27 protein-coding genes and 1 tRNA gene are annotated in these 26,408 nt (G+C 67.3%); 20 read left to right on the top strand and 8 right to left on the bottom strand.

Annotation, left to right across the window (positions count from 1 at the left end; translation table 11 throughout):
• Nucleotides 1–2: 2 nt before the first annotated feature.
• On the bottom strand, nt 3–980 hold the full coding sequence (locus tag ASF54_RS02140; protein WP_162237086.1) for an Ig-like domain-containing protein: 978 nt from the start codon (nt 978–980) through the stop codon (nt 3–5).
• A 195-nt stretch (nt 981–1,175) separates the two neighbouring features.
• On the opposite strand from ASF54_RS02140, the gene ASF54_RS02135 reads away from it, so the two are divergent.
• The 5 genes from ASF54_RS02135 to ASF54_RS02115 all read left to right on the top strand — a co-directional run bounded on the left by ASF54_RS02135 (nt 1,176) and on the right by ASF54_RS02115 (nt 5,223).
• Nucleotides 1,176–2,075 (top strand): hypothetical protein, encoded by a 900-nt coding sequence (locus ASF54_RS02135; protein ID WP_157509982.1) that lies wholly within the window; start codon nt 1,176–1,178, stop codon nt 2,073–2,075.
• Between the two features lie 416 nt (nt 2,076–2,491).
• The gene (locus tag ASF54_RS02130) at nt 2,492–3,871 is read left to right on the top strand and encodes an MFS transporter (protein ID WP_055958244.1); all 1,380 of its coding nucleotides are present in this window, start codon (nt 2,492–2,494) and stop codon (nt 3,869–3,871) included.
• A 270-nt stretch (nt 3,872–4,141) separates the two neighbouring features.
• On the top strand, nt 4,142–4,432 hold the full coding sequence (locus ASF54_RS02125) for a WXG100 family type VII secretion target (RefSeq protein WP_055958241.1): 291 nt from the start codon (nt 4,142–4,144) through the stop codon (nt 4,430–4,432).
• 99 nt (nt 4,433–4,531) lie between these two features.
• The gene (locus tag ASF54_RS02120) at nt 4,532–4,936 is read left to right on the top strand and encodes a WXG100 family type VII secretion target (RefSeq protein WP_084815876.1); all 405 of its coding nucleotides are present in this window, start codon (nt 4,532–4,534) and stop codon (nt 4,934–4,936) included.
• Nucleotides 4,936–5,223, top strand: coding sequence for a WXG100 family type VII secretion target (locus tag ASF54_RS02115; RefSeq protein ID WP_055958235.1), 288 nt, complete (start codon nt 4,936–4,938; stop codon nt 5,221–5,223). Before ASF54_RS02120 ends, ASF54_RS02115 begins: the two co-directional genes overlap by 1 nt.
• Nucleotides 5,224–5,323: 100 nt before the next feature.
• Here ASF54_RS02115 and ASF54_RS16590 read toward each other — a convergent pair whose 3' ends face one another.
• On the bottom strand, nt 5,324–5,479 hold the full coding sequence (locus ASF54_RS16590) for a hypothetical protein (RefSeq protein WP_162237085.1): 156 nt from the start codon (nt 5,477–5,479) through the stop codon (nt 5,324–5,326).
• A gap of 67 nt (nt 5,480–5,546) precedes the next feature.
• Between ASF54_RS16590 and ASF54_RS02110 the strand changes: the two genes are divergently transcribed.
• The 10 genes from ASF54_RS02110 (at nt 5,547) to ASF54_RS02060 (ending at nt 14,679) form a co-directional block, all read left to right on the top strand.
• Nucleotides 5,547–6,893: a glycohydrolase toxin TNT-related protein gene (locus tag ASF54_RS02110; protein ID WP_162237084.1), complete on the top strand. Its 1,347-nt coding sequence runs from the start codon at nt 5,547–5,549 to the stop codon at nt 6,891–6,893.
• The gene (locus ASF54_RS02105; protein WP_055958229.1) at nt 6,893–7,237 is read left to right on the top strand and encodes a hypothetical protein; all 345 of its coding nucleotides are present in this window, start codon (nt 6,893–6,895) and stop codon (nt 7,235–7,237) included. Before ASF54_RS02110 ends, ASF54_RS02105 begins: the two co-directional genes overlap by 1 nt.
• 215 nt (nt 7,238–7,452) lie before the next feature.
• Nucleotides 7,453–7,764 carry a hypothetical protein gene (locus ASF54_RS02100; RefSeq protein WP_055958227.1) on the top strand — a complete coding sequence of 104 codons (312 nt, stop codon included), beginning with the start codon at nt 7,453–7,455 and terminating at the stop codon, nt 7,762–7,764.
• 527 nt (nt 7,765–8,291) lie between these two features.
• Nucleotides 8,292–8,597, top strand: coding sequence for a hypothetical protein (locus tag ASF54_RS02090; protein ID WP_055958223.1), 306 nt, complete (start codon nt 8,292–8,294; stop codon nt 8,595–8,597).
• Nucleotides 8,598–8,677: 80 nt separating this feature from the next.
• Nucleotides 8,678–9,073 carry an excalibur calcium-binding domain-containing protein gene (locus ASF54_RS15985; RefSeq protein ID WP_084815875.1) on the top strand — a complete coding sequence of 132 codons (396 nt, stop codon included), beginning with the start codon at nt 8,678–8,680 and terminating at the stop codon, nt 9,071–9,073.
• A 247-nt stretch (nt 9,074–9,320) separates the two neighbouring features.
• A complete protein-coding gene (locus ASF54_RS02080) occupies nt 9,321–10,418 on the top strand; it encodes an LLM class flavin-dependent oxidoreductase (protein ID WP_055961869.1) in 1,098 nt (365 codons plus the stop codon).
• A gap of 19 nt (nt 10,419–10,437) precedes the next feature.
• Nucleotides 10,438–11,064 (top strand): FMN reductase, encoded by a 627-nt coding sequence (locus ASF54_RS02075; RefSeq protein ID WP_055958220.1) that lies wholly within the window; start codon nt 10,438–10,440, stop codon nt 11,062–11,064.
• Between the two features lie 152 nt (nt 11,065–11,216).
• Nucleotides 11,217–12,086 carry a DUF1684 domain-containing protein gene (locus tag ASF54_RS02070; RefSeq protein WP_055958217.1) on the top strand — a complete coding sequence of 290 codons (870 nt, stop codon included), beginning with the start codon at nt 11,217–11,219 and terminating at the stop codon, nt 12,084–12,086.
• A 35-nt stretch (nt 12,087–12,121) separates the two neighbouring features.
• On the top strand, nt 12,122–13,768 hold the full coding sequence (locus ASF54_RS02065) for a bifunctional 3'-5' exonuclease/DNA polymerase (RefSeq protein WP_055958216.1): 1,647 nt from the start codon (nt 12,122–12,124) through the stop codon (nt 13,766–13,768).
• Nucleotides 13,769–14,163: 395 nt separating this feature from the next.
• Nucleotides 14,164–14,679: a DUF3145 domain-containing protein gene (locus tag ASF54_RS02060; RefSeq protein WP_233573134.1), complete on the top strand. Its 516-nt coding sequence runs from the start codon at nt 14,164–14,166 to the stop codon at nt 14,677–14,679.
• A gap of 120 nt (nt 14,680–14,799) precedes the next feature.
• On the opposite strand, the gene ASF54_RS02055 is transcribed toward ASF54_RS02060, so the two are convergent.
• The 6 genes from ASF54_RS02055 to aceE form a co-directional block, all read right to left on the bottom strand.
• The gene (locus ASF54_RS02055) at nt 14,800–16,059 is read right to left on the bottom strand and encodes a beta-ketoacyl-[acyl-carrier-protein] synthase family protein (RefSeq protein WP_055958213.1); all 1,260 of its coding nucleotides are present in this window, start codon (nt 16,057–16,059) and stop codon (nt 14,800–14,802) included.
• Nucleotides 16,060–16,147: 88 nt separating this feature from the next.
• A complete protein-coding gene (locus ASF54_RS02050; protein ID WP_055958210.1) occupies nt 16,148–16,396 on the bottom strand; it encodes an acyl carrier protein in 249 nt (82 codons plus the stop codon).
• Nucleotides 16,397–16,513: 117 nt separating this feature from the next.
• Nucleotides 16,514–17,530, bottom strand: a complete 1,017-nt coding sequence (locus tag ASF54_RS02045) for a beta-ketoacyl-ACP synthase III (protein WP_055958208.1) — start codon at nt 17,528–17,530, stop codon at nt 16,514–16,516.
• The gene (locus ASF54_RS02040) at nt 17,527–18,465 is read right to left on the bottom strand and encodes an ACP S-malonyltransferase (RefSeq protein ID WP_055958205.1); all 939 of its coding nucleotides are present in this window, start codon (nt 18,463–18,465) and stop codon (nt 17,527–17,529) included. The genes ASF54_RS02045 and ASF54_RS02040 overlap by 4 nt, the downstream gene beginning before the upstream one ends.
• 97 nt (nt 18,466–18,562) lie before the next feature.
• Nucleotides 18,563–19,852, bottom strand: a complete 1,290-nt coding sequence (locus tag ASF54_RS02035) for a PucR family transcriptional regulator (RefSeq protein ID WP_055958201.1) — start codon at nt 19,850–19,852, stop codon at nt 18,563–18,565.
• A 7-nt stretch (nt 19,853–19,859) separates the two neighbouring features.
• Nucleotides 19,860–22,604 (bottom strand): pyruvate dehydrogenase (acetyl-transferring), homodimeric type, encoded by a 2,745-nt coding sequence (gene aceE, locus ASF54_RS02030; RefSeq protein ID WP_055958198.1) that lies wholly within the window; start codon nt 22,602–22,604, stop codon nt 19,860–19,862.
• A gap of 280 nt (nt 22,605–22,884) precedes the next feature.
• Here aceE and ASF54_RS02025 point away from each other — a divergent pair, with 280 nt between their 5' ends.
• The 5 genes from ASF54_RS02025 (at nt 22,885) to ASF54_RS02005 (ending at nt 26,173) form a co-directional block, all read left to right on the top strand.
• Nucleotides 22,885–23,358, top strand: coding sequence for a peroxiredoxin (locus ASF54_RS02025; protein ID WP_055958195.1), 474 nt, complete (start codon nt 22,885–22,887; stop codon nt 23,356–23,358).
• A 156-nt stretch (nt 23,359–23,514) separates the two neighbouring features.
• Nucleotides 23,515–23,587 (top strand) — tRNA-Val (locus ASF54_RS02020).
• Nucleotides 23,588–23,834: 247 nt separating this feature from the next.
• Nucleotides 23,835–24,413 (top strand): hypothetical protein, encoded by a 579-nt coding sequence (locus ASF54_RS02015; RefSeq protein WP_055958192.1) that lies wholly within the window; start codon nt 23,835–23,837, stop codon nt 24,411–24,413.
• Between the two features lie 57 nt (nt 24,414–24,470).
• Nucleotides 24,471–25,403, top strand: a complete 933-nt coding sequence (locus ASF54_RS02010) for an alpha/beta hydrolase fold domain-containing protein (RefSeq protein WP_055958190.1) — start codon at nt 24,471–24,473, stop codon at nt 25,401–25,403.
• A gap of 134 nt (nt 25,404–25,537) precedes the next feature.
• The gene (locus ASF54_RS02005; protein WP_084815874.1) at nt 25,538–26,173 is read left to right on the top strand and encodes a ScbR family autoregulator-binding transcription factor; all 636 of its coding nucleotides are present in this window, start codon (nt 25,538–25,540) and stop codon (nt 26,171–26,173) included.
• The last annotated feature ends 235 nt before the right edge of the window (nt 26,174–26,408 follow it).

Raw genomic sequence — 26,408 nt, 5'->3', positions numbered from 1 at the left:
GGTCATCCGTTCTGGTCGGTGTCGCGGGGCGGCGTCAGCGGCGACACCGCTTCGCGGGAGGGCTCGGCGGCGAGGGCGCGGGCCGGGTTGTTTGTGGAGGAGCGGCCGACGCCGACGACGACCGAGCCGACGGCCTGGTCGCCGCTGCGGTCGGCGTAGACGAAGTACGAAAACTGGTCGATGCCGGTGAAGCCGGTGTCAGGGTGGTAGACGAACGTGCCGTCGGCCTTGCACTCGACGCTGCCGTTCTGCGGCTGTCCGCAGCGGCTCAGGGTGATCGGGTAGCCGCTCGCCACTGTGTCGTCGACCACGGCCGACCCCGAGACCGCCGCATTCTTGGCGGTTCGCGCCGTGGCACCGGCGATCGTCGGCGCGTGCGTCATCCCCGGCACGACCGCGACCTCGACGCTCGTGGGCGCCGACCGCTGGCCGACCGGGTCATCGATCCGGTAGTGGATGGTCGCCCGCCCGCTGAAGTCGGGTGCCGACTGGAACACGATGCCGCGAGGGCCAAAACTCGCGGCCCCGGCACGAGCCGGAGTGACGGTGGCTCCGGCGAACGTCGGCCCGGTCGTCGTGCAGCTCGCGCAGGTCGCCGGCAGCTCCGAGTAGGGGATCGTGGCGAGCGACCCCTGCGCCAGCGGAACGTCGTGGAACGCGGGGGCGGGTGCCGAGAGAGTCGGGGGGGCGAGGGCGACCCGGTAGGTCTCGGCGCGGGTCTCGGATCCTCGTCTCAGAGCGATCACGACCTTCTGCGTGCCGACACCGCGGTCGTAACCGGCGGCAGCGAAGGTGACGGCCCGGTCGTCACAGCGCACCGTGATGAGATCGGGAGTGCGTCCGGTCGGGCACGCCGTAACCGTCCAGCCCTTCGGCAGGGCGCTCTGCTGGGAGCCGCGAAAGGGAATGCTGAGCACGTCGTCGCTGACCGCCGCATGCGCGGGCACGAGCTCGGTCGATAGCGCGAGAGCTGCGACCACGACCGCCGCGAACCGCACACGGCCACGACCGAAACGGCGCCGTCGACGGCCAAAAGACAATCGAACCCCCGCCGATCTGTGTGCTCGCCCTGCTTCGTGCGTCTCGCCGGGAGTCTGTCGACCCGGGGCGGGAACACCCGTAGGTTAGCATCGGGGTCGTTCGAGACGAGCGACGACAGCGTGAAGGGGGATTCCGTGGCAACAGACGACCAATCCCAGGATCCGCGCCGACCCGTCCGCCCGACCGGCGCCCCGGTGCGTCCCGCCGGTGCTCCACCCCACGGTCGCCGTGCTCGCGTCGAGACGCCTGTCGACGCCGCTCCCGAGGTGCGAGCCGTTCCGCGGCGCGTGCTGCCGGTGGCGCCGCCTGCTGCCGCTTCGGTTGCGCCTGCGCCGGTTGCTTCTGCTCCGGTTGCGCCTGCCCCGGCTGCTCCCGCCCCGGCTGTGCCTGCCCCGGTTGCACCTGTTGCCGCCCCTCCTGCCCCGGTCGCTGCACCCGCCGCGCCGGCGCCGACCGCGGTCGCACTCGCTCCTCGACGCGAGGTCACCGCTCTCACCCACCGCGTCATCGGTTCCGCCGCATCCGCCGGGCTTGTCTCCGGCATCGGCTCCCCGTCGGCGGTCACGCTTGAGACGCTCCCGGATCTCCTCCCCGAGCCCGGTGTCGACGACAGCACTCCACCGCTTCGCAAGCAGCCCGCTTTCATCGTCTCGCTGATTGCGGCCGGCGTGATCCTTCTCGGTGTCGCCGCCTTCTTCGTGCTGCAGCACGTACTCCGCGGGCCGGATGCCGTCGAGGGTCTCACCGTGCTCGACGGCGGCAACAACTACGTGCTGCAGTGGAACGGCCCCGACGTGCCCTACTCGGTCTCGGTCACGACGAAGGCGTCGACGACCATCGACGTCACCCGCTTCGTCAAGGGCGGACGCCAGGCATTCGTGCCGAAGTCGGGCCTCGGCCTGACGGATGCCTCGTGCTTCGTGGTCCGCAGCACCGCCGAGGCCACCGAGCACCCGACCGTGCCGACGTCGCGGGCTGATCTCTCGACCGCTGGCGCCCAGCGCTTCTGCGTCGCCGACATCCCCTCCCAGTAGCCCCGCCTCTCGTCGGGCTCTCGTGAGTGTCCACGATCGGCTAGTCCTCGGTCGCAATCATCAGCAGATCGCGGACACTGACCAACCCGTGGGGCGATCAACCCGAGAGCAGCTACCTGTGAAATACCAATAAGTGCGGGAGTGCCCAGGATGGGTGCCTTGCGCCGGGGGAGGGGGTGCGTGTCAGACTGGATACACGTCACTCGTCGTGGAGTGGTCTGTCCATCCAATCCGAAAGTCGATCGCTTCAGCCTCGCGGCCAACCCCGAGGCACGATCGCAGAAACAGAGTCCACGGCGAGACGCCCGGCCCCGACAGGGTCCGATCGAGTGCGGCAGCGCTCGTGTTTTGTCGTGCACCCGAGGAGACCCGTGTCCGACACCACAGCACCCGCGCGCACCGGGTCAGTCCGAAGCGTGCCCACCCGAACCGGCGCCGTCCGGTCCGTCACCGACCAGGCCCACACCCTGACCCCGAAGGCCGTCGTCGGCATCGCCGTCCTCGGCCTCGCGACCTTCTTCGCCATCACCACCGAGCTCATGCCCGTCGGCCTCCTCGGCCCGATGAGTGCCGACCTCGGCGTCAGCGTCTCGCAGATGGGCCTCGTTGTCACCGTCTACGCGCTCGCCGTCGCGCTGCTCGCACTGCCGCTCACCGTGGCGACCTCGCGCTTTCCCCGGCGAGCCGTGCTCATCGCGACGCTCGGCGGGTATGCGGTCTCGAACCTCCTGATCGCCCTCGCCCCGACGTTCGCCGTGGTCTGCGCCGGCCGCGTCATCGGCGGTGTCGCGCACGCTCTGTTCTTCTCGGTCGCGTCGGCGTACGCCACCCGGATCGTGCCGCCGCGCCTGGCCGGCCGCGCAATCGCGTTCGTCTATTCCGGCAGCTCGCTCGGCTTCGTGCTGGGCGTGCCGCTCGCGACCACGGTCGGCGAGCACAGCGGCTGGCGGCTTGCCGTCGGCGGGGTCGCCGTCGCGTCGGCCGTGCTCGCTCTCGTCGCGGTCGCCTTCTTGCCCTCGGTGCGGGGCGAAGCACAACCCCACCTAGGATCCCCCAAATCGTGGGCCCGCTCCGGCCTCCTCGCGGTGGGTGTCGCCGACCTGTTGCTCTTCGCCGGCCACTACGTCGTGTACACCTACGTCGGGCCGTACCTCGAGGGCGCTGGGCTCGGCCACGACGCCATCGGTGGCGCGCTCCTCGTTCTGGGTGGCACCGGAATCATCGGACTCCTCGCGGCCGGATCCTTCGTCGACCGAGCCCCGCGCCAGACCCTGCTCGTCGCCGTGGCCGTCATGGCTCTCGCTCTCGCGGCACTGCCGTTCGTGCACGGGTCGCTGGTCGGCACGTTCGTCGTCGCCGGCATCTGGATGGCGGCCAACGGCACGACCGGCACGCTGTTCATGGCCGCGGCGATCCGCACCGGGGGAGTGAGCCCCGACATCGCGGGCGCGCTGATCAACGGGGCCTCGAACGTCGGCATCGCCGCCGGTGCCGCAGCGGGTGGTGTCGTGTATGGGTCGGCCGGTCTCGGTGCGCTGCCGCTGGCGGCCGCCGTCGTGCTCGCCGCGAGCTTCGGCGTGGTCGTCGTCGCGCGCAAGGGCTTCCCGCTGCATGGCCACGCGCAGGCGACCCTGTCGACCACGAGCATCCCGGTGATCACGACGTCGATCCAGACAATCACGACGTCGATTCCCACCCTCGTCACGTCGTCGATCCGCACGATCAAGACGCACACATCGTCCATCCGCACGATCCGCACTCCCGACACTGCGACCGGGTCGACGCGTCTGCCGTAGGTCGGCGACCCGCTCGCGCCGCCCGCCCTGCTTTCGAATTTGAAGGAAAAACTGGGCGCCGACCCCCGCCGATCGGCATAAAGTCGTCGCCCTCCGACCGAATCTCCTTCGAATTTGCATGCCGTCGCCGTTGCAAACCGGGGGCACATGTACCCACACGAATCAGTTGTGGCGCGCAACGCCCCGCGTGTAGCGTCGTTACCGCGTGGTCGTCACACTCCAGGGGGATTCGCCTCCGCGCGGCACGTCCGAAGAAGGGTCAGGGCAGTCATGGCACAGTACAAGGTTTCCAGCGAGAGCCTCGCGTCGGCATCGAGCCAGCTTTCGAACGGCTCGAGCGACGTCCAGTCGACTCTCGCTCACCTCCGCAGTCTCGTCGAGAGCCTCGGTAGCGAGTGGGAAGGCTCTGGTTCGAGCGCTTTCAACGAGCTCTACACCGAGTTCAACACCGCCGGCATCAAGCTGAACGAGTCGCTCTCGGGCATTGCCGACCTCCTCAGCAAGGCCGCGTCGTACTACGCCGAGTCTGAGGCCAACGTCGCCAACGCTTTCCGCGGCTAGCGACAACCGGGTCGGCACCATCAGGGCCGACCCACCCGCGCGCGCTCTCGAGGGAGCGCGCGTCGGTGTGTCCGGCGGAGTGAAACAGAGGGGGAACTCGTGGCTAATGTCACAGTGTCATCGGAGGCGGTCCACGAGGCCTCTTCGCGGGTGAGTGCAATGGTCGAGGAGTTCTCGGCTCGGCACGCCCAGGCCGACCAGACGGTCCAGGCACTCGTCTCGTCGTCTTGGACGGGCGAGGCTTCCACCGTGTTCCACACCGGCTGGACCGACTGGTCGACTGGCGCCGCCAAGGTCGCCGATGCCCTGGGTGGCATCGCGACCCTCCTCGCCGAGGCGGCCGTCGAGTACGCCGAGACGGAGGCAAGCGTGACCCGGGTCTCCGTCTCGTCGACGGTCGTCTCTTCCACTCCAGCCAGTGGCGGCGCAGCAGGCGAAGCATCGACAAGCCCCCACACCGAAGGATCCGCGACACCGCCTTCCGACCCGGCCGGGCTCCGCTGATGCCCCGTTTCCACGCCGACGTCGCCGAGATCGACCAGACCGTCGTGACGCTGTCGCAGTTGGCAGAATTCTGCGCCTCCCTGCTCACCGAGATCGACACGATCCGCCAGACGGTCTCCGCCTCGTGGGACGGCGAGGCCTTCGCCTCGTTCCAAGCCCTTCACGCGGAGTGGGCTTCCGGCGCCGCCGAGATGGCGGCCGGGATCGCCATCATGCATCAGGCTGCAGTGGACTCGAGCGCCAACTACACGGCCGCGTCCGAGGCGACCCGCGGGGTGTGGGGCTGATGGCCGGGGTTCTCTTCGACGTCGACGCGACCGACTTCGTCACCGCGTCCACGACGTCTTCGTCGGCGGCGGAGTCGGCTGTCGCCGCCCGCGGGTCGCTTCAATCGGCGCTGTCGGGATCCTCGTCCATGGCCGGTTCCGACCCGACGGGCCAGAAGTGGTCGGAGTCGTACGACTCGGCCGCCGCCGACGCCGTGCGGGGCCTCGATTCGATCGTGACCGTGCTCGGTTCCGTCTCGGCGGGGCTCGCGGTCACGGGATACAACTACGCGTCGGCCGACTGGCAGAGCGCCGGTCAGGCGGGGTCACCTCCCGGGTTCACCGTGCCCTCCCTGCCGTCAGCGGTCTGCTCCGCGCCTCCGCCCTCGTCGTCGGGTGGAACGCGCGCCTCCGACATCCCCGGTTTCGAGTACGTCGCCGACTTCATCGGCACGATGTGGCCCGATGGCGACACCGGCAAGCTCACCGCAGCCGCCAGTGCCTGGACGGCCCTCGCCGACAGTCTCGACACCATCAAGTCGAGCGATCTCACCCGCGTCGTCGATGGTCTCGACGGCACCGACACCCCCGAGATGCCGTCGATCCGGGACACCATGAGCCAAGTGCAGACCGCGGTCGGCCAGCTCGCCACCGAGGCGCGCTCGATCGCCACCGGCTGCACCGACTTCGCCGCCCAGATCGAGAGCGTCCATACCCAGACTCGGCAGGAGCTCAACAATCTCCTGTTCCAGATCGAGGCCACCGTCGGCGCCTCCCTGCTGCTGACTGTGGTAACGGCGGGCGCGTCCGATGTGGTCGGCGCCGGAGTCGTCGCCGGCGAGGTGACGTTCACGGTCAGCCGGATCCTGACGATCATCGGCGAAGCCGCCGCAACGGTCGCCCGCGTCGTCGATGAGGTCGCCGTCGCCGCCGGATCCATCGCTCGCATCGCCGGTATCTCCGAGCAGGTCACCGTTCGCGTCGTGGCCTTCGCCGGCAAGTCGGTAGTCGCCGGTGTCGGCAACTCGGCCCTCAACACAGTCTCGACGGCAATCACGATGCCCGGCGCCGACCTGAACGAGGCCGCCCTCTCCGGATTCATCGGCGGGGCTGCCTTCGGCACGCTCGGGCAGGGCGTGAAGTACGGGGTCGATGCTGCACGCCCTCTCGTCCAGAAAGCCAGCTACACGATTAGGGTGTCGCGCTTCCAATCGCAACTCACCAGGTGGGCCGCAGAAAAAGGTGAACCGGGCTACCGGCTCTACGGCTCTTTGGCACGGGACGAATGGTTCGCCAAATACTTTCAGGGCTTTGATGCCAAATCAGGCTTTGCGCAATGGCAATGGCCCACGGGAAAGGACGGGTTCGAACTGGGTTTGTCCTCTCCGAACAGTCTCCAACCCGGGGCAACTATTACGCGACTATCTGCACGGAATAGCGATGGAGTTCTTCTTGACGGAAAGTTTGCTACGGATCCCGGCACATCTTTTTCTGCACTCTCCCTCCCACCTGATCGACTTGCTCCGAATTTCGAGGAAACTACTTACGAAGTATTGAAACCTCTTCCACGGTCTGTGCGCGAGGGCATTGTCGATCCCGGCTTCGAGCAAACCGGACGCGGAATGCAGTACTTCTTTCCGGATGGCCTTGATGTTCTCGAACGTCTTGGGTTCATAAGAAAGGTCAGCTGATGAACTACGAAGATCTCACGAGCGGCATTGCAGACATTGGATACGACCCAAATGCTGTGGTCACCTATGTCGACGAGTCCGCCGGCGAACGGGCCGGGGTTGGTCCTTCGTATTCGCTTGTGAGATGTCAAGACGGATTTACCGTCATGGCCGACGGCGGTCGAGCCGAGGTCTACGAGAAACCATTCGCTGGCCATCGTTTCGCCTCCGAGGATGAGGCAATTCAATTTCTCTGGCGCCAGATCCGCTGGAGTCGCAATCCTGATCTCCTCAATGCGGACGACAGAGCGATCATGCAGCGTGAGGATGAAGAGACTCTCCGAAGAATGGAGGGGGGGACGTGATGCTGACACGAGCTGATCTCGGCACTGTAGTGCCACGGCGTAGTTCGTGTTTCGGAACACGGAGTACCCACAACCGGTCTCTGTCGATCTTTTCACGTCGCGAGAGTTTTCACTGAGACCTTGCAGGAACGCCCGTCCCCATTCGGTACTGGCGAGTCTCGCGCGGATCGATAAAGGGGCTCGCGTCTGGCTGACTAATAGGTTCCTCGACGAATATGACCGACAGGTTCTCGAACCGTGATGTCAACACCAGACCGATTCATCACGCCGGCACTCTCGCAATGAGTTACTTCATAAACATCGACAAGCTCACGACGCGATTGGCCAGGGCCCACGTCGATCCCCGTCTCGTCTCGGTGGGGTCGTACGCCGAGGGCTGCTACTGCATTGCGCAGAATGAAAACGGAGTCTGGGAGACCTTCATCGGTGAACGCTCGCAGAAATCCGAACTGAAGGTTTGGAACAGTGAAGAGGACGCCTGCATGGCATTCCTGGGGTACCTCGCGTGGACCGAGTGGCACGACTAAGCCCGATCGGCACTCACGCGCCGATCCGGGCCGGACGGAAGGCACCGCGATGAACTACGAATCCCTCCGAACGAGCATCGCAAGCCTGGAGTTCAAGCCGCACTCCGTCGTGACCACCGGCGACGCAGTCGCCGGCCAGACTGCCCCAGTCGGTCCCTCGTACTCACTCGTGCACTGCCGTGACGGATTCACGGTCATGGCCGACGGCAGTCGAGACGACGTCTACGAGAAGCCCTTTACCGGTCAACGCTTTGCACCGGGCTGGTCGCCGTACCCTCCGCCTGCGATTCCGGCTGATTGCAGCCCCTAAGCCCACCCCCAACGCCGTTTCGTATGCCGAAGGTCCGCCGCCGCCCAAGCTGGCGCTCGCCCCGTTACCCGCCCCCGTCGGATCCTCGTCTTCAGCCGGCCCGTCGGCCGCGAGACTCCACAAGTTGCCCGTGCGCACGGCACTTCATAGGCACATCGTGGAGTCTCGATACCCGCCGCACGGGTGCGCGAGCGACAGCAGGTGCGAGAATGGCCGCATGTTCGGCAAACGCCTCCGCGGGACTGACTCGCCCATCACCCGCGACACCGGCTTCGGCATCGGGGCGCAGGTCTACGTGGTCGACTCCGACGAGGATCCGACCTCACCCTTTCCAGACGGGCCGACCGGGGTGGTCGTGCGCCCCGGGGGATCCGCGTGGCAGCCGGTCTCGGTGATCGGCGGATCGTCCCGCGTGTGGACCATCCAGTTCGACACCCCGCAATACACGGCCGAGCTGCACGGGCCGATCGCGATGGTGCAGCTGCCCGAGCGCTACCTCCGGCTGGCCCCGCCCGTCGAGTAGCGGGCTTCGGGGACATCCCCATACGGGGGCCACTCGTTCTGGGACTAGGGGGCGAACCCCGGCATCGATAGCGTCAGGGCATGATCTCACCCCGGCTGGCCCTCGCTGCCACTTTCTTGACCGTGGCTATCGCCGTGCCGTCCGTTGTCGTCGCTGCCGAGGCGTCGTCCGCGAGCACCTCGTCTGCAAGCACTTCTGCGCGCACAGCGTCCACAAGCACGAGCACGACCGCGGTACACACGACCTCGTCGCGCCTCGCGAAGCCCGCCGCCAAGGAGTACAAGAACTGCACCGCCATCAAGAAGGTGTACTCAGGCGGCATCGCCAAGAAGGGCGTGAAGTACAACGTCGTCAAGGTAAATGGCAAGAAGACCAACAAAGCTCTCAAGGGCAAGGTCAAGTTCGACACTGCCCTCTACAACGCCAACAAGAAGTCCGATGCCGACAAAGACGGAATCGCCTGCGAGAAGAGCTGAGCGGCGTTTCGCCGGATCCTCGTCGCCCTCCCATCCTCTCGAGGCGGAGGGCTTCGTTCTGCCCCCTGCTGCCCCGCGCCGCGCCTGGCCCAACCGCGCCCGCGAGTGCCGCCAAATGCACGCCGGCCACCGCCCAAAGCAGCGTTTGCCGCCACTCGGGAATAGACCCGACCCCACCGCGTTGAACCCAACTGTATGCAGACGCATACAAATGACGTAGGGTGAGAACATGGAAAACAAGAGCGGCATGCAGTTCGGCGTCTTCTCCGTCGGCGACATCACCACCGACCCGACCACCGGTATCACGCCGACCGAGCACGAGCGTCTCAAAGCGATGATCACGATCGCGAAGCATGCCGAAGAGGTCGGCCTCGACGTCTTCGCCGCAGGTGAGCACCACAACCCGCCGTTCGTGAACTCCTCGACGACCACTCTTCTCGCCATGATCGCGGCTCAGACCGAAAAGCTCCTGCTCAGTACGGCGACCGCCCTCATCACCACCAACGATCCGGTGAAGATCGCCGAAGACTACGCGCTCCTGCAGCACATCACCGACGGCCGTATCGACCTGACCCTCGGTCGCGGAAACACCGGCCCGGTCTACCCCTGGTTCGGCAAGGACATCCGCCAGGGCATCAACCTCGCCATCGAGAACTATGCCCTGCTGCACCGCCTCTGGACGGAGGAGGTCGTCGACTGGAAGGGTCACTTCCGTACGCCCCTTCAGGGCTTCACTGCGACCCCGCGCCCCCTCGACGACGTGGCGCCGTTCGTGTGGCACGGTTCGATCCGTTCGACCGAGATCGCCGAGCAGGCCGCGTACTACGGCGATGGATTCTTCGCGAACCACATCTTCTGGCCCGCCTCGCACACCGCCCAGATGGTCAAGCTGTACCGGGAGCGCTTCGAGCACTACGGCCACGGCACCGCCGCGCAGGCGATCGTCGGCCTCGGCGGCCAGGTGTTCATGGCGAAGAACTCGCAGGACGCCGTGAAGCAGTTCCGCCCCTACTTCGACAACGCGCCCGTCTACGGTCACGGCCCCTCGATGGAAGACTTCACCGCGCAGACCCCCCTCACCGTCGGCAGCCCGCAGGAGGTCATCGACCGCACGCTCGGATTCCGCGACTACGTGGGCGACTACCAGCGCCAGCTCTTCCTCATCGACCACGCCGGATTGCCGCTCAAGACCGTCCTCGAGCAGCTCGACCTGCTCGGCTCCGAGGTCGTGCCGGTGCTGCGTCGCGAGTTCGCCGTCGGACGCCCCTCCGACGTTCCGGATGCGCCCACCCACTCGTCGCAGGTCGCAAAGCGCGACGCTGCCCTCGCTGTTTCCGCGCTCTAGACACCAAGGATCCGCCACCATGCCTCTCAAGCACATCGCCGTCGTGGCTGCCGGCCTAAGCCAGCCCTCCTCGACACGCCTGCTCGCCGACCGTCTGGCCGAGGCCACCGTCCGCTCCCTCGCGGAGCACGGCGACCAGGTCGAGGTCACCGTCGTCGAGTTGCGCGACCTCGCGCACGACATCACCGACAACCTGCTGACCGGGTTCCCCTCACCCGCGCTCGACACTGCCATCACCGCCGTGACGTCGGCTGACGGCGTCATTGCCGTCACTCCGGTCTTCACCGCCTCGTACAGCGGCCTGTTCAAGTCGTTCTTCGACGTGATCGACAAAGACTCGTTGTCGGGCACGCCCGTCCTCATCGGGGCGACCGCCGGAACCGCGCGCCACTCGATGGTGCTCGACTTCGCGCTGCGCCCCCTGTTCTCGTACCTCCGCGCGGTGGTCGCTCCGTTCGGCGTGTTCGCGGCCTCGGAGGATTGGGGCTCGGGGGACGAGACCACGACCACCCTGCCCGACCGGGTAGCTCGGGCGGGCGCCCAGTTCGCCGATCTCGTCTCGGGTCACTCGACGGCTCGCGACGACGCGTTCGACGGCGTGGTGCCGTTCGAGGAGCAGCTGCGGCGTCTCTCTGCCGACAGCTAGGCATCGCCGACACCACCTTTCGGCCGCGCACCCGCCTATGGGCGGTGTCGCGGCCGATCGGTGGTGTCAAGCACTGCCTGTTGTCAGGCACCGCGTGGTGACGCGCCGGTCCTGGCGGAAATGTCGGGGGCACCTTCTACGTTGGATCCATCATGACTGAGACGAGCAGCGCCGACAGCAGCCCCGCCGAAACCAACGCAGCCGACCCCGAGGCCGACCTCGCCGAGTTCCACCAGCGACGCCTTCGACGAGCGCAGAGCCCCCAGGGCCCGCTCGCGCTGACGAACACCCAGTGGGTCGAGTCCGAGCAGCCGATCTACGGGGTGCCTGGGCGGTGGGCTCCTGCACCGAAGGGTCTCGGCGGCCTCGCCGTCACCGCAGCGGCCGCCGACGGCATCATCGTCGACGGCGATCCCGTCGACGGCACGGTCTACGTCTCGGGCGACGATGCAATTACCCCCTCGACGATCGCTTTCGCCGACGGCTCCACCGGCACTGTGATCGCTAACGACGACCGCAGCACCTACGCTCTTCGGGTCTGGAACCCCGCCGCCGAGGCCGTCGAGGCGTTCGGCGACATCGACGCATTCCCGTTCGATCCGTCGTGGGTCGTGACGGCCGCGTGGGTACCGACTGCGGAGGGAACCGAGGTCGACATCCGACACCAGAAAGACCTCGACCTCAGCCGTCCGAAGCCCCTGCCCGGCCTCATCCGCTTCAGCCGTGGCGGGGTCGACTACGAGTTGGCCGCTTTTCCCGCGGGCGACGGAGACCTGCTGCAGCTGGTGTTCGGCGACGCCACCAACGGCGACTCGACCTACTCTGTCGGGCGCTTCCTGTTCCCGACCCCGAACGACGATGGCACCATCACCCTCGACTTCAACCGCGCCGTTCTGCCGCCGTGCGCCTTCTCGTACAACTTCAACTGCCCCATCCCGCCGAAGCAGAACCGTTTCGCCGTAGCCATCGAGGCGGGGGAGAAGAACGTCCTCTCCAAAGACGGCTCGCTCCTGCACGAATAGCAGTCCAGACGCGCCCGCCACCTAGAATCGAACAAATGTTCACGTGTCTCGTTCGTCTGCCCGACGAGTCGATCGAGGTGACGGTGATCGGGCGTGACGAGGCCGGGGCACTTCGGTCGGGGTCGGTGCGCCGGATCCTGGGCTCCGATCTCGCCGGCGAAATCGAGCGCGGTGAAGCGGTCGCCACGCGGTGGGTCTGGGACGACACCGCGCGGTGGTATCCCCAGCTGCTCGCAAACGGCCTCCACGTCGATCGATGCGTTGACCTGCGCCTCGCGCACGCGATTCTGCGGGCCTCCGAATTCACGATCGGCTCCGACATTCATCGGGGCGGTGCGGGCCCGTGGGATGCCGGCCAGGCTCCGCCGGTATCCGCCGACGCGCTGTTCGTCGTCGAGCGCGAGTCGCTGCCCGATCCGGTCGGCGAGTTCCTGCTGCAGCGTGCGGCCATTGAAGCCTCTTCCCAGCGCGGTCAGCTCGAACTGCTCGTCGCCGCCGAGTCGACGGGTGCCCTGATCGCCGCCGAGATGCGAGCGCGCGGCATTCCGTGGTCGGCGTCGACGCACGACGCCCTCCTCACGGTCGCCCTCGGCCCCAAGCCGCACCCTGGCCAGCGCCCTGCCCTGATGCTCACCGATCTCGCGGCTGTCCGACGCGAGCTCGGAACGCCCGACCTCAACCCCGATTCGCCGGCCGAGTTGATTAAGGCCCTGCGAGGCGCCGGGCTCGCGGTACGCACGACCCGGCAGTGGGAGCTCCAGCAGCTCGATCACCCGGCAATCCCGCCCCTGCTCGCCTACAAGAAGAAGCAGCGCCTCCTCGTCGCCAATGGCTGGGCCTGGCTCGACGCCTGGGTCGCGGGTGGGCGTTTCCGGCCCGACTACGTCCCGGCCGCCGCAGCGACCGGCCGCTGGGGTACCTCGGGCGGGGGAGCCCTGCAACTGCCGAAGGCGGTGCGCGGCGCCGTGGTGGCCGACCCGGGGTGGGCCCTCGTGGTCGCCGACGCCTCGCAATTGGAGCCCAGGATCCTGACCGCCCTCTCCCACGACGACGCCATGGCGCGGGCCGGCGCCGGAGACCTCTACGAGGGGATCGTCGCGTCCGGCGCCGTGGCGACCCGCGCCGAGGCGAAAGTCGCGATGCTCGGCGCCATGTACGGTGCCACCTCGGGCGATGGTGGGCGGCTCATGCCGCGTCTCACCCGCGCCTTTCCGAAGGCGATCAAGCTCGTCGAAGACGCGGCCCGGGTCGGTGAGGGCGGCGGCGTGGTGCACACACTCCTGGGGCGCACCTCGCCCGATCCCTCGTCTGCAGCGGGCGACGACCTCGCGCCACCGCCCCCCGAGGTGGGCGTCGGCGACGTCGGGGCGGGGCGCCGCGCCTGGGGTCGTTTCACCCGCAACTTCGTCGTGCAGGGCACCGCAGCCGAATGGGCGCTCTGCTGGATGGGTGCCCTCCGCCGTTCGCTCGACACGCGGTTCGGGCATGGCCCGGACGCACCGCACCTCGTGTTCTTCCTGCACGACGAGGTCGTCGTCCACACGCCCGCCGATGTCGCCGCTGAGGTGGTCGCCCTGGTCGAGGGCGCTGCCGCCGAGGCGGGGCGGCTGCTCTTCGGGCAGGCTCCCGTGCGCTTTCCGGTGACGGTGGCGACCGTCGAGTCGTACGCCGACGCGAAATAGCCACTCGCGGCTCCCCGGTTCGGGTGCCGCCGCGCGGAGTCGTCGTCTGCTCGTTCGACTGCTCCTGACTTCAGGTGCGCCGACGCCGTGCTCCTGAGTTCAGGCGCGCGAAGAGCCGCTCCTCCTGAACGCGGGACGCAGACGCGAGGATGCGCCTGAGTCCGCGCGCGATGCTCCTGTGTTGAGCGGGGCCGGCGCCGGATCCTGAATTCCTGCCAGCCGGGGCTCCTCAATACAGGCGCGGCCCTCGAGAGCAGGCATCTGACCCCCGACCGGGCACACAGGAATCACACACTTGTCATTACCCAGCCGCATCAGCCATACTTCACGAAGTACCACGTTTGTTCCACTCACAGGTCGATGGGGAAGTCGCACCTAATCGAGTGGAGAAAACTGTGGCTGAAATAACCAACACCGCGGTGACGCGTGGCGTGCTCTTCGTCCACTCGTCGCCCAGAGCTTTGAGCCCGCATGTCGAGTGGGCTGCTGGTCGCGCCCTCGGCACGGCTGTCAACTTCTCGTGGGGCGAGCAGCCCGTGCTCAAGGGCGCCCTGCGCGCCGAGTTCTTCTGGGAGGGTCCGGTAGGCACCGGAGCCCAGATCGCCTCTGCCCTGCGCGGCTGGGAGCACCTCCGCTACGAGGTGACCGAAGACCCCTCAAGCCATGCCGACGGCGGTCGCTGGATGCACACGCCCGACCTCGGCGTTTTCTTCGCGCAGACCGACTCGGCCGGCAACACGGTCATCCCCGAAGATCGCATTCGCTACGCGATGGAGATCGCAGGATCCAACACGCTCGAGTTGCACCGCGAGTTGCGTCTCGCTCTCGGACAGGCGTGGGATGACGAGCTCGAGCCGTTCCGCCACGCGAGCGAGGGCAACCCCGTCGTGTGGCTGCACAAGGTCGGCTAGCGCGCACAGGCGTCGACCCTCCGCAAGCTGCTTCACGTGCCCTCCCGTTCGACATCGGGGAGGGCGCAAGACGAAGGCCCGACCACCCCGCGGGGTGGTCGGGCCTTCGTGCGCGTGCGGCTACGCCTGAGGCCAGCTCCGCAGCGCGATCACGGCGTTGTGGCCGCCGAACCCGAACGACGTCGAGATCGCCACGATCTCACCCTCGGCGGGGAGAGCCCGAGGCTCCGTGACGAGGTCGATGTCGATCTCGTCGTCGGTCTGCGTCGTGTTGATCGTCGGGGGAGCGGTTCGGCTGCTCAGCGCCTTCACGGTGAAGGCCGCCTCGATAGCACCCGCGCCACCGAGGAGGTGACCGGTCGACGCCTTGGTGGCCGAGATCGCGATGTTGGGCAGGTGGTCGCCGAAGACGCGGAGGAGAGCGTGGTATTCGGCGACGTCGCCCACTGGGGTCGAGGTCGCGTGCGCGTTGATGTGCACGACCTGCTCACGCTCGACGTCGGACGAGCTCAGCGCTTCGATGACGGCGCGCGCAGCCCCGGTGCCCTCGGGGTCGGGCGCGGTGATGTGGAAGGCGTCGCTCGTGACTCCGCCACCCAACACCTCAGCATAGATGCGGGCGCCACGGGCCAGGGCGTGCTCTTCTGTCTCGAGGACGAGCGCTCCCGCTCCTTCGCCGAGCACGAAGCCGTCGCGCGTGACGTCGTAGGGACGCGAGGCGGTCGCCGGGTCGTCGGCACGCGTCGACAGAGCGTGCATGGAGGCGAACGCGGCCAGGGGAAGCGGGTGGATCGCTGCTTCCGACCCGCCCGTGACGACGATGTCGGCGTGGCCGAGCTGCAGGTGCTCGTAGGCGTTCACGAGCGACTCGGTGCTCGACGCGCACGCGGAGAGCACCGTGCGGGCTCCGGCGCGGGCACCGAGGTCCATCGACACGGCCGCTGCCGGGCCATTGGCCATCAGCATCGGAACCGTCATGGGCAGCACGCGGCGGGGGCCCTTTTCGCGCAGGGTGTCCATGCCGTCGGTCAGAGTCCAAATGCCGCCGATCCCTGTCGCCCAGTCGACGAGCAGACGCTCGGGCACGACATCGGGGGAGCCGGCGTCAGCCCATGCCTCACGGGCGGCGATGAGTGCGTACTGGCTCGACGGGTCGAGTCGCTTCGTCTCTTGACGGGTGAGCACCTCGGACGGGTTGACTTTGATCTGACCTGCGAAACGGACGGGGAGGTCGTACGCCTCGACCCAGTCTGCCTCGATGGTCGAGATGCCGCTCTCTTTGGCGAGCAGGGCTTCCCAGCTGGCAGTGAAAGTGCCGCCGAGGGGCGTCGTCGCGCCGATGCCGGTGACGACGATCTTTTTGGGGGTGCTTGTGGTCACAGTGGTCTCCTAAGTGGTCGGGATGCGGCGCACCCCGGAAACAGCGCTCGGCCCGCGTCGAGAGGACGCGGGCCGAGCAGAAGGACTCTTAGCCCTGCGCCTTGGTGATGAAGTTGACTGCATCGCCGACGGTCTTGAGGTTCTTGACCTCGTCGTCGGGGATCTTGACGTCGAACTTCTCTTCGGCGTTGACGACGATGGTCATCATCGAGATGGAGTCGATGTCGAGGTCGTCGGTGAACGACTTGTCCATCTCGACGGTGTCGGTGGCGATACCCGTCTCGTCGTTGACGAGCTCGGCCAGGCCGGCCAGGACTTCTTCGGTGGACTGTGCCATTGTTTCTCTCCTTGGGGGTGACGGTGTGACCGGGTAGATCTTATTGCACGGTTACCACGCGGGTGCACGGCGCGCGGAACCGGTTCGAGTGCCCCGCGGGTGCGAGGTGCTCGGGGGTCAGGGCAGAACGACCACCTGGGCACCGAAAACGAGACCCGCGCCGAAGCCGATCTGGAGTGCCAGACCGCCCGACAGCTCGGGGTGTTCGGCGAGAAGGCGGTGCGTGGCCAGGGGAATGCTCGCGGCCGACGTGTTGCCGGTCGTCTCGATGTCACGACCGATCGCGACGGTCTCGGGAAGCTTGAGCTGCTTGGCGAACTCGTCGATGATGCGCATGTTGGCCTGGTGTGGCACGAAGGCGGCGAGGTCGGAGGCCTCGATGCCAGCCTTCTCGAGAGCCTGCTTGGCGACCTTGGCCATCTCCCAGACGGCCCAGCGGAACACGGTCTGGCCCTCCTGGCGAATGGTCGGCCAGGCGACCTCTCCCGCGCCCTCGCGGTATTCGCGCGTCGTGGCGGTCATGCCGATGGTCTCCCATTTCGACCCGTCGGAGCCCCAGACGGTGGGCGAGATTCCGGGGGTCTCGCTCGGCCCGACGATCGCCGCACCGGCGCCGTCGGCGAGTAGGAACGAGATCGAACGATCGGTCGGATCGATGACGTCGGAGAGCTTCTCGGCCCCCACGACGAGCACGTACTCGGCGATTCCGGACTTGATGAGCGCGTCGGCCTGGGCGATTCCGTAGGTGTAGCCGGCGCAGGCTGCGCTGATGTCGTACGCAGCGGCCGGGTTCGCACCGACTCGCTCGGCGAGCAGTGCCGCCATCGACGGCGTCGGCACCGTGTTGCTGATCGTCGCGACGAGCACGGCGCCGATCTTCGCGGGGTCGATGCCCGCCTTCTCGATGGCCTCCCGGGAGGCGGTCTCGGCGAGGTCGATCGCGTCGATCTCTCGGCTCGCTCGCATGCGTGTGATCACGCCGGTACGCTGCCGGATCCACTCGTCAGACGAGTTGATCGGCTCGATGATGTCGGCGTTGGGCACGACGACGTCGCCGCGGGCTGCGCCGAAGCTCAGGATCCGGGTGAACTGCCTCTGAGGATTCTGCAGCAGAGCGGGTGTCGGGTTGGTCATGCAGAAGCTCCCTCGAGCAGATCGACGGCGGCCTGGAGGTCGTCGGGTGAAGTAATGGCGACGGTCGGAAGCTTGCCGCCGTCGGGGGCGCGCAGTCCGCGCTTTGCCAGGCCCGTCAGGGCTCCGGCCGGAGCGAGTTCGATGAGGCCGGTGATACCGGCCGCCTGGAACGACTCCATGGTCTTGTCCCAGCGAACCGGGCTTGCTACCTGGCCCACGAGGAGGTCGAAGAATTCACGGCCCCCGCTGATCTCGTCGCCGGAGGCGTTCGACCAGAGCCGGGTAGCGGGGTCGCTCACCGAGACGCCCGCAACCGCCACGCGGAGCGGCTCGACAGCCGTCGACATGAAGCGCGTGTGGAAGGCGCCGGCGACCTTGAGCGGGATGACCCGCGCCTTGGCCGGCGGCGCGTCGGCCAGGGCGGCGAGGGCGTCGAGGTCGCCGGCGACGACGATCTGGCCGCCACCGTTGAAGTTGGCGGGCTGGAGGCCCAGGTCGTCGAGCAGGGCGAGGAGTTCCGCCTCGTCGCCTCCCAGCACGGCGCTCATGCCGGTGGGGGCCGCGGCCGCCGCTTCGGCCATCGCCCGAGCCCGAACGGTGACGAGAGACACGGCATCGGCCTCGGTGACGACACCGGCCAGGGCGGCGGCGGTCAACTCGCCGACGGAGTGCCCGGCCACGCCCGCGATGGCGCCGGGGGAGACGCGCTCGAAGAGAGCCCGAGCCGTGAGCAGCCCTGCGGCGACGATGAGGGGCTGAGCCACCGCGGTGTCGCGAATGGTGTCGGCGTCGGAAGTGGTGCCGTGGGCGACGAGATCGACGCCGGAGGCCTCCGAGAGCTGCTCGAGCTGCTCCTTGAGCGTCGGGTCGGTAATCCAAGAGGAGAGGAAGCCGGGGGTCTGCGAACCTTGCCCGGGGGCTACGAGAACGATCACCGGTCTATCCTGCCAATCATTCGGACCGGGGCGGTGTGGCGACTCGACCAAGAATCGGCGAAACCGTTGTGCGAAGTCGTCACACGGGAGAGTCGAATCACTTGGCGCCCGGTGCCTTGCGAGTCGACTTCGTCGGTGCATCCGGGTCGGCGATCGAGCCGAGGATGAGAGCCGACTGCAGAATGAGGGCTTCTCGCGCACCGGTGGCGTCCCAGCCGATCACGTCGGTGACGCGCTTGAGTCGATAGCGCACGGTATTCGGGTGCACGAAGAGCTCGCGGGCGGTCGCCTCGAGCGATCGACCGTTGTCGAGATAGCACCAGAGAGTCGCCAGCAGTTCGGAGGAGTGCGCCTTGAGAGGCCGATAGATGCGGTTGACGAGTGTCGACCGCGCCACAGGGTCTCCGGCGAGGGCGCGCTCGGGAAGGAGGTCGTCGGCCTGCGCCGGCCGGGGCGCGTTGCGCCACGAGCGCGCGACCGCGAAACCGGCGAGAGCGGCCTTGGCACTGCCGGAGGCGTCGACGAGGCCGGGGACTTCGTGCCCGAGCACCAGGGGCCCGTCGCCGAACCCCGGCTCGAGGGCCAAGGCGATCTCGGTGAAGGTGGGGTGGTGCTTCGTCGAGCCCGCAGAACCCGACGCCACTGCCGGGAGAGTCGTGGCGGGGGAGGCCGAGCCGGGGGATCCTTCGGTTGCATCGTCGGAGTCGGCGCGCCCGATCACGAGAACGAGCCGCGAGCCCTGCACCCCGATGAGCACGTCGGCGTCGAGGTGGCGCGCCGTCCGGCGCAGCACATCGACGTCGAGCATGCGGGGCGCCGTGCCGACGAGCACGGAGACGGCTCCATGGCCGTGCCAGCCGAGAGCCGCGATGCGCGACGGAAGCTCGTCGTCGTATTCGCCCGACAGGATCGAGTCGACGACGAGAGCTTCGAGACGGGCGTCCCACAGGCCACGAGCCTCGGCGGCTCGGGCGTACACGTCGGCCGCGGCGAAGGCGATCTCTCGCGAGTAAAGCAGGATCGCCTCGCGCAGGAAGCTGTCGCGATCTTGCACACGGTCTTCGACCACTTCGCAGGTCACGCGGATCAGCTGGAGCGTCTGCTGCAGGCTGACGCTTCGGAGCAGCTCGCGCGGTGCCGCGCCGAAGACGTCGGCGGCGATCCAAGGCGTGGCCTTGGGGTCGTCGAACCAGCTGATGAACGACGTGATGCCCGCCTGTGCCACGAGGCCGACGGCGGAACGCCGCCCCGGTGGCATGGAGCCGTACCAGGGCAGCGTCTCGTCGAGCTTCTTGATGGTCGCCGTGGCGAACTCACCCGACACCGTGCGCAACCACGCCAGCGTCTTCTGCTTCGCCGCTGGGTCTTGAGTGCGCGAGGCGCTCACGACCGGATCAGCTCTCCCCGCCGGCGGAGCCGGAGGTTCCGGCCGTCACCTCGTGGAGCTGGTAGCGGTCGATCGCCTGCTGCACGACGCTCGGGTCGACTTCGCCACGCTTGGCGAGAGCCTGCAGGGTGCGGACCACCATCGACGGGCCGTCGATCTTGAAGAAGCGACGGGCGGCGGGGCGAGTGTCCGAGAAACCGAAGCCGTCGGCACCGAGCGTGTAGTAGTCGCTCGGAACGAACTGACGGATCTGGTCTTGCACCGCGTGCATGAAGTCGGAGACCGCGATGACCGGGCCCTCGGTGCCCTCGAGCTTCTCAGTGACGTAGGCCTTCTTCGGCTCGTCGTTCGGGTAGAGGAAGTTGTGCTCGTCGGCGGCGAGGCCGTCGCGGCGCAGCTCGGTCCAGCTCGTGACGCTCCAGACGTCGGCCGCGACGTTCCAGTCTTCGGCGAGGAGCTGCTGCGCCTCGAGAGCCCACGGCACACCGACACCCGACGCGAGAAGCTGGGCACGGGGGCCGAGGTTCTCGGCCGACTTGATCCGGTGAATTCCGCGGGTGATCCCCTCGACGTCGACGCCCTCGGGCTCGGCCGGTTGCTGCATCGGCTCGTTGTAGACGGTGATGTAGTACATGACGTTGGGGTCGCTGTGCGTCGCGTTGCCCTCGTCGTCGGTGCCGTACATGCGCTCGATGCCGGCCTTGACGATGTGGCCGATCTCGTAGCCGTAGGCCGGGTCGTAGCTGACCACCGCGGGGTTGGTCGAAGCGAGTAGCTGCGAGTGGCCGTCGGCGTGCTGGAGGCCTTCACCGGTCAGGGTCGTGCGACCCGCCGTCGCGCCGATGATGAAGCCGCGCGCCATCTGGTCGCCGGCCGCCCACATGGCGTCACCCGTGCGCTGGAAGCCGAACATCGAGTAGAAGACGTAGACCGGGATGAGCGGCTCGCCCTGAGTCGAGTAGCTCGTGCCGGCCGCGGTGAACGCTGCGAACGCGCCCGCCTCGTTGATGCCGACGTGGATGATCTGCCCCTGCGGGCTCTCTTTGTAAGCGAGGAGCTGCTCACGGTCGACCGACGTGTAGGTCTGGCCGTTGGGGTTGTAGATCTTGGACGTCGGGAAGTAGGCATCCATGCCGAACGTGCGCGCCTCGTCGGGAATGATCGGCACGATGCGGTGACCGAAGTCGGGCGCACGGAGCAGGTCTTTCAGCAGGCGGGCGAAGGCCATCGTCGTGGCGATCTCTTGCTTGCCCGAGCCCTTCTTGACGATCGCGTACGAATTCTCTTCGGGCACCGGGATCTGCGTGTATTTGCTGCGACGCTCGGGGATGTACCCGCCGAGTTCGCGGCGACGCGCCTGCAGGTACTCGATCGCTTCGTCGTTCTGACCGGGGTGGTAGTACGGCGGGAGGTAGGGGTTCTCTTCGAGCGTCGCGTCGGAGATGGGGATGCTCATCTCGTCGCGGAACGCCTTCAGCCCGTCGAGGGTCAGCTTCTTCATCTGGTGGGTCGCGTTGCGGCCCTCGAACGACGGGCCGAGGCCGTAGCCCTTGACCGTCTTGGCGAGGATGACCGTCGGCTGGCCCTTGTGCTCGACCGCTGCCTTGTAGGCCGCGTAGACCTTGCGGTAGTCGTGGCCACCGCGCTTGAGGTGCCAGACGTCGTCGTCGGAGTAGTTCTTGACCAGCTCGAGGGCCTTCGGGTCGCGTCCGAAGAAGTTCTCGCGGACGTAGGCACCCGACTCGGCCTTGTAGGTCTGGTAGTCGCCGTCGGGCGTGCGGTTCATGAGGTTGAGCAACGCGCCGTCGTCGTCGCGCGACAGCAGCTCGTCCCATTCGCGACCCCAGACGACCTTGATGACGTTCCATCCGGCCCCGCGGAAGAAGCTCTCGAGCTCCTGGATGATCTTGCCGTTACCGCGCACGGGGCCGTCGAGACGCTGCAGGTTGCAGTTGATCACGAAGTTGAGGTTGTCGAGCCCGTCGTTGGCAGCGACCTGCAGCTGCCCGCGGCTCTCGACCTCGTCGAGCTCGCCGTCGCCGAGGAACGCCCAGACCTGCTGGTCAGAGGCGTCTTTGATGCCGCGGTTGGTGAGGTATTTCGCCTGCTGCGCCTGGTAGATCGCGTTGATCGGGCCGAGACCCATAGACACGGTCGGGAACTGCCAGTAGTCGGGCATGAGGCGCGGGTGCGGGTACGACGACAAGCCGCCGTCGCCGTGCGACTTCTCTTGGCGGAAGCCGTCGAGAGCGTGCTCGTCGAGGCGACCCTCGAGGAATGAGCGGGCGTACATGCCGGGGGAGGCGTGGCCCTGGAAGAAGATCTGGTCGCCACCACCCGGAGCACCCTGGGCACGGAAGAAGTGGTTGTAGCCGACCTCGTACAGCGCGGCCGAAGAGGCGTAGGTCGAGATGTGGCCGCCGACCGAGATGCCGGGCCGCTGCGCGCGGTGCACGGTGATGGCCGCGTTCCAGCGGATCCACTTGCGGTAGCGACGCTCGAGGTCTTCGTCACCGGGGAACGCGGGCTCGTTCTCGACGGCGATCGTGTTGATGTAGTCGGTGGTGGGCACCATCGGCACGTTGACGTGCAGGTCGCGCGACCTCGACAGGAGACTGAGCATGATCTCGCGAGCCCGCTCGTGGCCGTGAGTCGCGACGAGACCGTCGAGCGACTCCTTCCACTCCGCGGTCTCTTCGGGATCCCGATCGAAATCGTCGACCGAATAGGGATCCTGACCGTTTACCGACACCCTTGACCTCGTTCTTTTGTGGGGAACATGATGCTTTTTTACCCCGGGCCACATGAAAAGCCACAGAGCTGCCGGTACTTCGTCGTCCAGGGGTGAGGACGGGAGGATCCCGACCCGACCACTCTAGTGACCCGCGCCGTCAGTGCTTCTCAGCCACGTCGGATCCTCGGCCACTTGCTTTGCGGGGCTCCGGGCGTAGTGTTGTCGCTCGTGCCGCGGCCCCACCGGGTCCGGCCTCGTGAACACACCGCCAAACCCGCGGCGCGAAAGGAAGCGCGACATGGCTCTGGAGAACGACATCCAGGCACCGGACTTCGATCTGCCGAACCAGTTCGGCGAGCACATCCGGCTGTCGGAGTTCCGCGGGGTCAAGCCCGTTGCCCTCGTGTTCTTTCCCCTCGCCTTCTCGAGCACCTGCACCACCGAGCTGTGCCAACTCCGCGACAACATCGGTCTCTTCCAAGACCACCGCGTCGAGCTGATCGGCATCTCCGTCGACTCCAAGGCAACCCTGCGCTCGTTCGCCGAGGCCGAGGGCTACGAATTCAACCTCCTTGCCGACTTCTGGCCCCACGGCGAAGTCGCTAAGGAATACGGCGTCTTCTTGGAGCACAAGGGCTTTGCCAACCGTGCGACCTTCTTGATCGACATCGACGGCGTGATCCAGGAGCAGTTCGTGACCGCTCCCGGGCAGGCGCGCGACATGGCCGACTACCGCGCCTCGCTCGACGCCCTGGTGCCCGTCGTCGTCTGAGCCTGTCCTCTCCCAGAGGGGCCTGTCTCCTAAGATCGCGACCTCGCGTAAATCGGCCACCGTCACATCGCCGCGGCGCGCGACATCGGCCGATCCGCTCGAGTTCGTCGAATTCGTTCCGCTAGCATTGACGCACGCTCGTCGTCACGACGCAGCGGGCCTTTAGCTCAGTTGGTAGAGCGCCACGTTTACACCGTGGATGTCATCGGTTCGAGCCCGGTAGGGCCCACCTCAGCACAGTCAAGCGGGCCGCACAGCACCGCTCCCACACCTGGCATAGTCGAGTCATGTGGTGGAAGCGAGCAGCTGACGGTCTCGTCGTTCCTGGAGTCCCCTTAGAGCCGGGCCGGCCGGCGTCGCCTTCCAAGGCTGACAAAGTCTTCTATCGGGGCGGCGGCTATGCGCTGTCGTGGGCGGCGGAGCGCAAAACTCCCGACGACACGCGCGCCATCGTGTATTCCGAATGGCGTGGACGGATGAGATTCATCACCCAAGACACGGGTCGAAAACCAGAAGTCCTGGTTCCGCGTCCTGAGCTGTGGGACGGCGTCGTCCCCGTCGCTCTGCGGGGACGCGCCGCTGAGGTAATCCAGCGCCTCCGCGAGCATTCCGGTCACGAGGTCAGGTACGGTCCCGACCGCGACTACCCGATTCCGGAGCGACGTGACGTCAACTCGACGGAGGCGAATCGCGACTCCTGCCCGGTCTGCGATACCGAAGTAGTCGCGCCACGGCGGCCAAACGACCTTCGACCCGGCACGACCTATCTCGACATGGAAGCCGCAGACCAGGCCATCCGCGCACGCGTCGCCGATGGCCGGTTCGAAGTCATCCGCGCCGCCTACGCCATCGACGACATCGTCGCGGCAGTGATCGAGCGGGGCGTCTACACCTCCGTGGCTTTCCTCCGCTGCACGGCCTCTGACGAGACCATTTTCTGGGGCCTGTCGTCGTACGGAGATCCGATCTACGACCACCAACCGGCCAGCGCCCCCTTCACCTGGCCCTGGAACCCCGGCGAGCCGCGCATCGACAACGCCCCGTGCGGCCCGTGAGCGCAGCGCGCTCCGGAAGACCTCCTGTCATCAGACTCGCGGCCTAGGCTCGACCCCATGCCGAGCATCGCAGCCCGAGGGGTCGCCGCCCTCCTTCGTGTCGCCCGCGCCAATGCCACGTTCGTCGACGCCGAGAAGGCACGCGCCCACATCGAAGACCGAAGGATCCGCCCGCAACCCTTTGCCCCACCGGCGCGGCTTCGGGGAGTGCACGTCGCTCTCGACCGCAGCAGCGGGTGGCCGATCTACACGGTCACGCCGAGCGGGTCGAGTTCGCCCGGCTCCACGCCCGGCGCAGCCCCTCGCGTCGGCGTCGTCTACCTGCACGGTGGGGCCTGGGTCAACGAGATCGTCACCCAGCACTGGAGTCTGATCGCGCAGATCGCCCGCGAGGCCGACGTCGAGGTCACCGTGCCGATCTACCCGTTGGCACCGTTCGGCACCGCCGGCGAGGTCGTCGAGCAGGTCACTCGCATCGCCCTCGATGTCCACGGACGCCTTGGGGGAGCGGTTCTCGCCGGAGACTCGGCCGGAGGGCAGATCGCTCTCTCTGCCGCGCTCCTCCTGCAGGCCGAACACAGTGTCGCCCCGGCGCGGACGATCCTCATCTCGCCGGCCCTCGACCTCTCCTTCACGAACCCCGGCATCCCCGTCGTGCAGCCGCACGACCCGTGGCTCGCTCGACCGGGCGGCATCGTCTATGCCGACCTCTGGCGCGGCGAGCTCCCGGTCGACGACCTCCGGGTGAGCCCGCTCTCGGGCGACCTGGCCACGGTCGGCCCGATCACGGTGTTCAGCGGAACCCACGACATCCTCAATCCCGACGCTCACCTGCTCGCCGAGCGAGCCGAGGCTCTCGGCGCCGATCTCACCTACTTCGAAGCTCCCCAGCAGGTGCACGTGTATCCGCTCCTTCCGACCCCAGAGGGTCGAGCTGCACGCCGCACACTCGTCGAGCAGGTCACGGGCAGTCTCGCGCCGCGTCGCTAATCGTTTTAGGCATCGCTCACCGAATAATCGGTCAGCAATGCGTAAAACGGTGAGCGACACCGGCGTTCCCTCGGCGCCTCACCGAAACAGTCCGATCAACCTGTTTCCCTCGGCCACCCCGGTACGCTCTACTCGTGCCGACCCAGGAGAGAGCCCTCGCGACACGGGCAGCAGTGATCCATGGCGCCGCCACCGTCTTCAACGCTCGCGGTTACGCAAACGCGTCGCTCGACCTCATCGCCGACGAGGCCGGTGTCACACGGGGAGCGATGTACTTCCACTTCCACTCCAAAGACGAGATCGCGAACGCCGTCATCGACGAGCAGCACAGGGTCGCTCGCGTGGCGGCCGGCAAAGCGCTAGCCGAGGCCGAGAGCGCTGTGGAGGGGATGCTGCGCATGTGCGCGAGCCTCGCTCACCAGCTGATCAGCGAGACCATCGTGAGCGCCGGCATCCGCCTGACCACCGATGGCACGGCGTCGGAGCTCTCCGCAGAGAACCCCTACCTCGAGTGGATCGACTCGTTCGAGACCCTCGTCACCCTCGGCCAGGAGCAGGGCGACCTCTTCGAGCATCTCGACCCGCGTCGAGTGGCCGAGTACATCATCCCGAGCTACACCGGAGTGCAGCTCGTCTCCGACACTCTGCGCCAGCGACGCGATCTGCTCGACCGTATTCGCGATATGTGGGAGTTGCTTTTCCCCGCCCTCGTCCGGCCGGAGCGGATGGAATCTGCGCGACACCTGTTATCGATCGTCTCCTCTCGCTGATATTCAGGGTGCGGGTGGCCAAAACAATCCGACCGGCCCGGTTTGTAACAGTTCGATGAACTCGTTGCAAACCTATGGATTCCGGGCGCCCGAACCTCTAAGTTCGGGTTTGGGGACGACGCCCCTCTTTCTCTGAGCGGAAAGAAGGCGTCGCCACGCGGCGTGGCAGCAGTTGAGCTGAGGGCTCGAGCTGTCGCAATGCTTCGATCCGATTCGGCGGATCGAATGGAGCGAG

The organism is Frondihabitans sp. Leaf304 (assembly GCF_001423105.1).
In the GTDB taxonomy this organism is placed as follows: domain Bacteria; phylum Actinomycetota; class Actinomycetes; order Actinomycetales; family Microbacteriaceae; genus Frondihabitans.
This window is presented reverse-complemented; position numbering and strand designations above follow the sequence as displayed.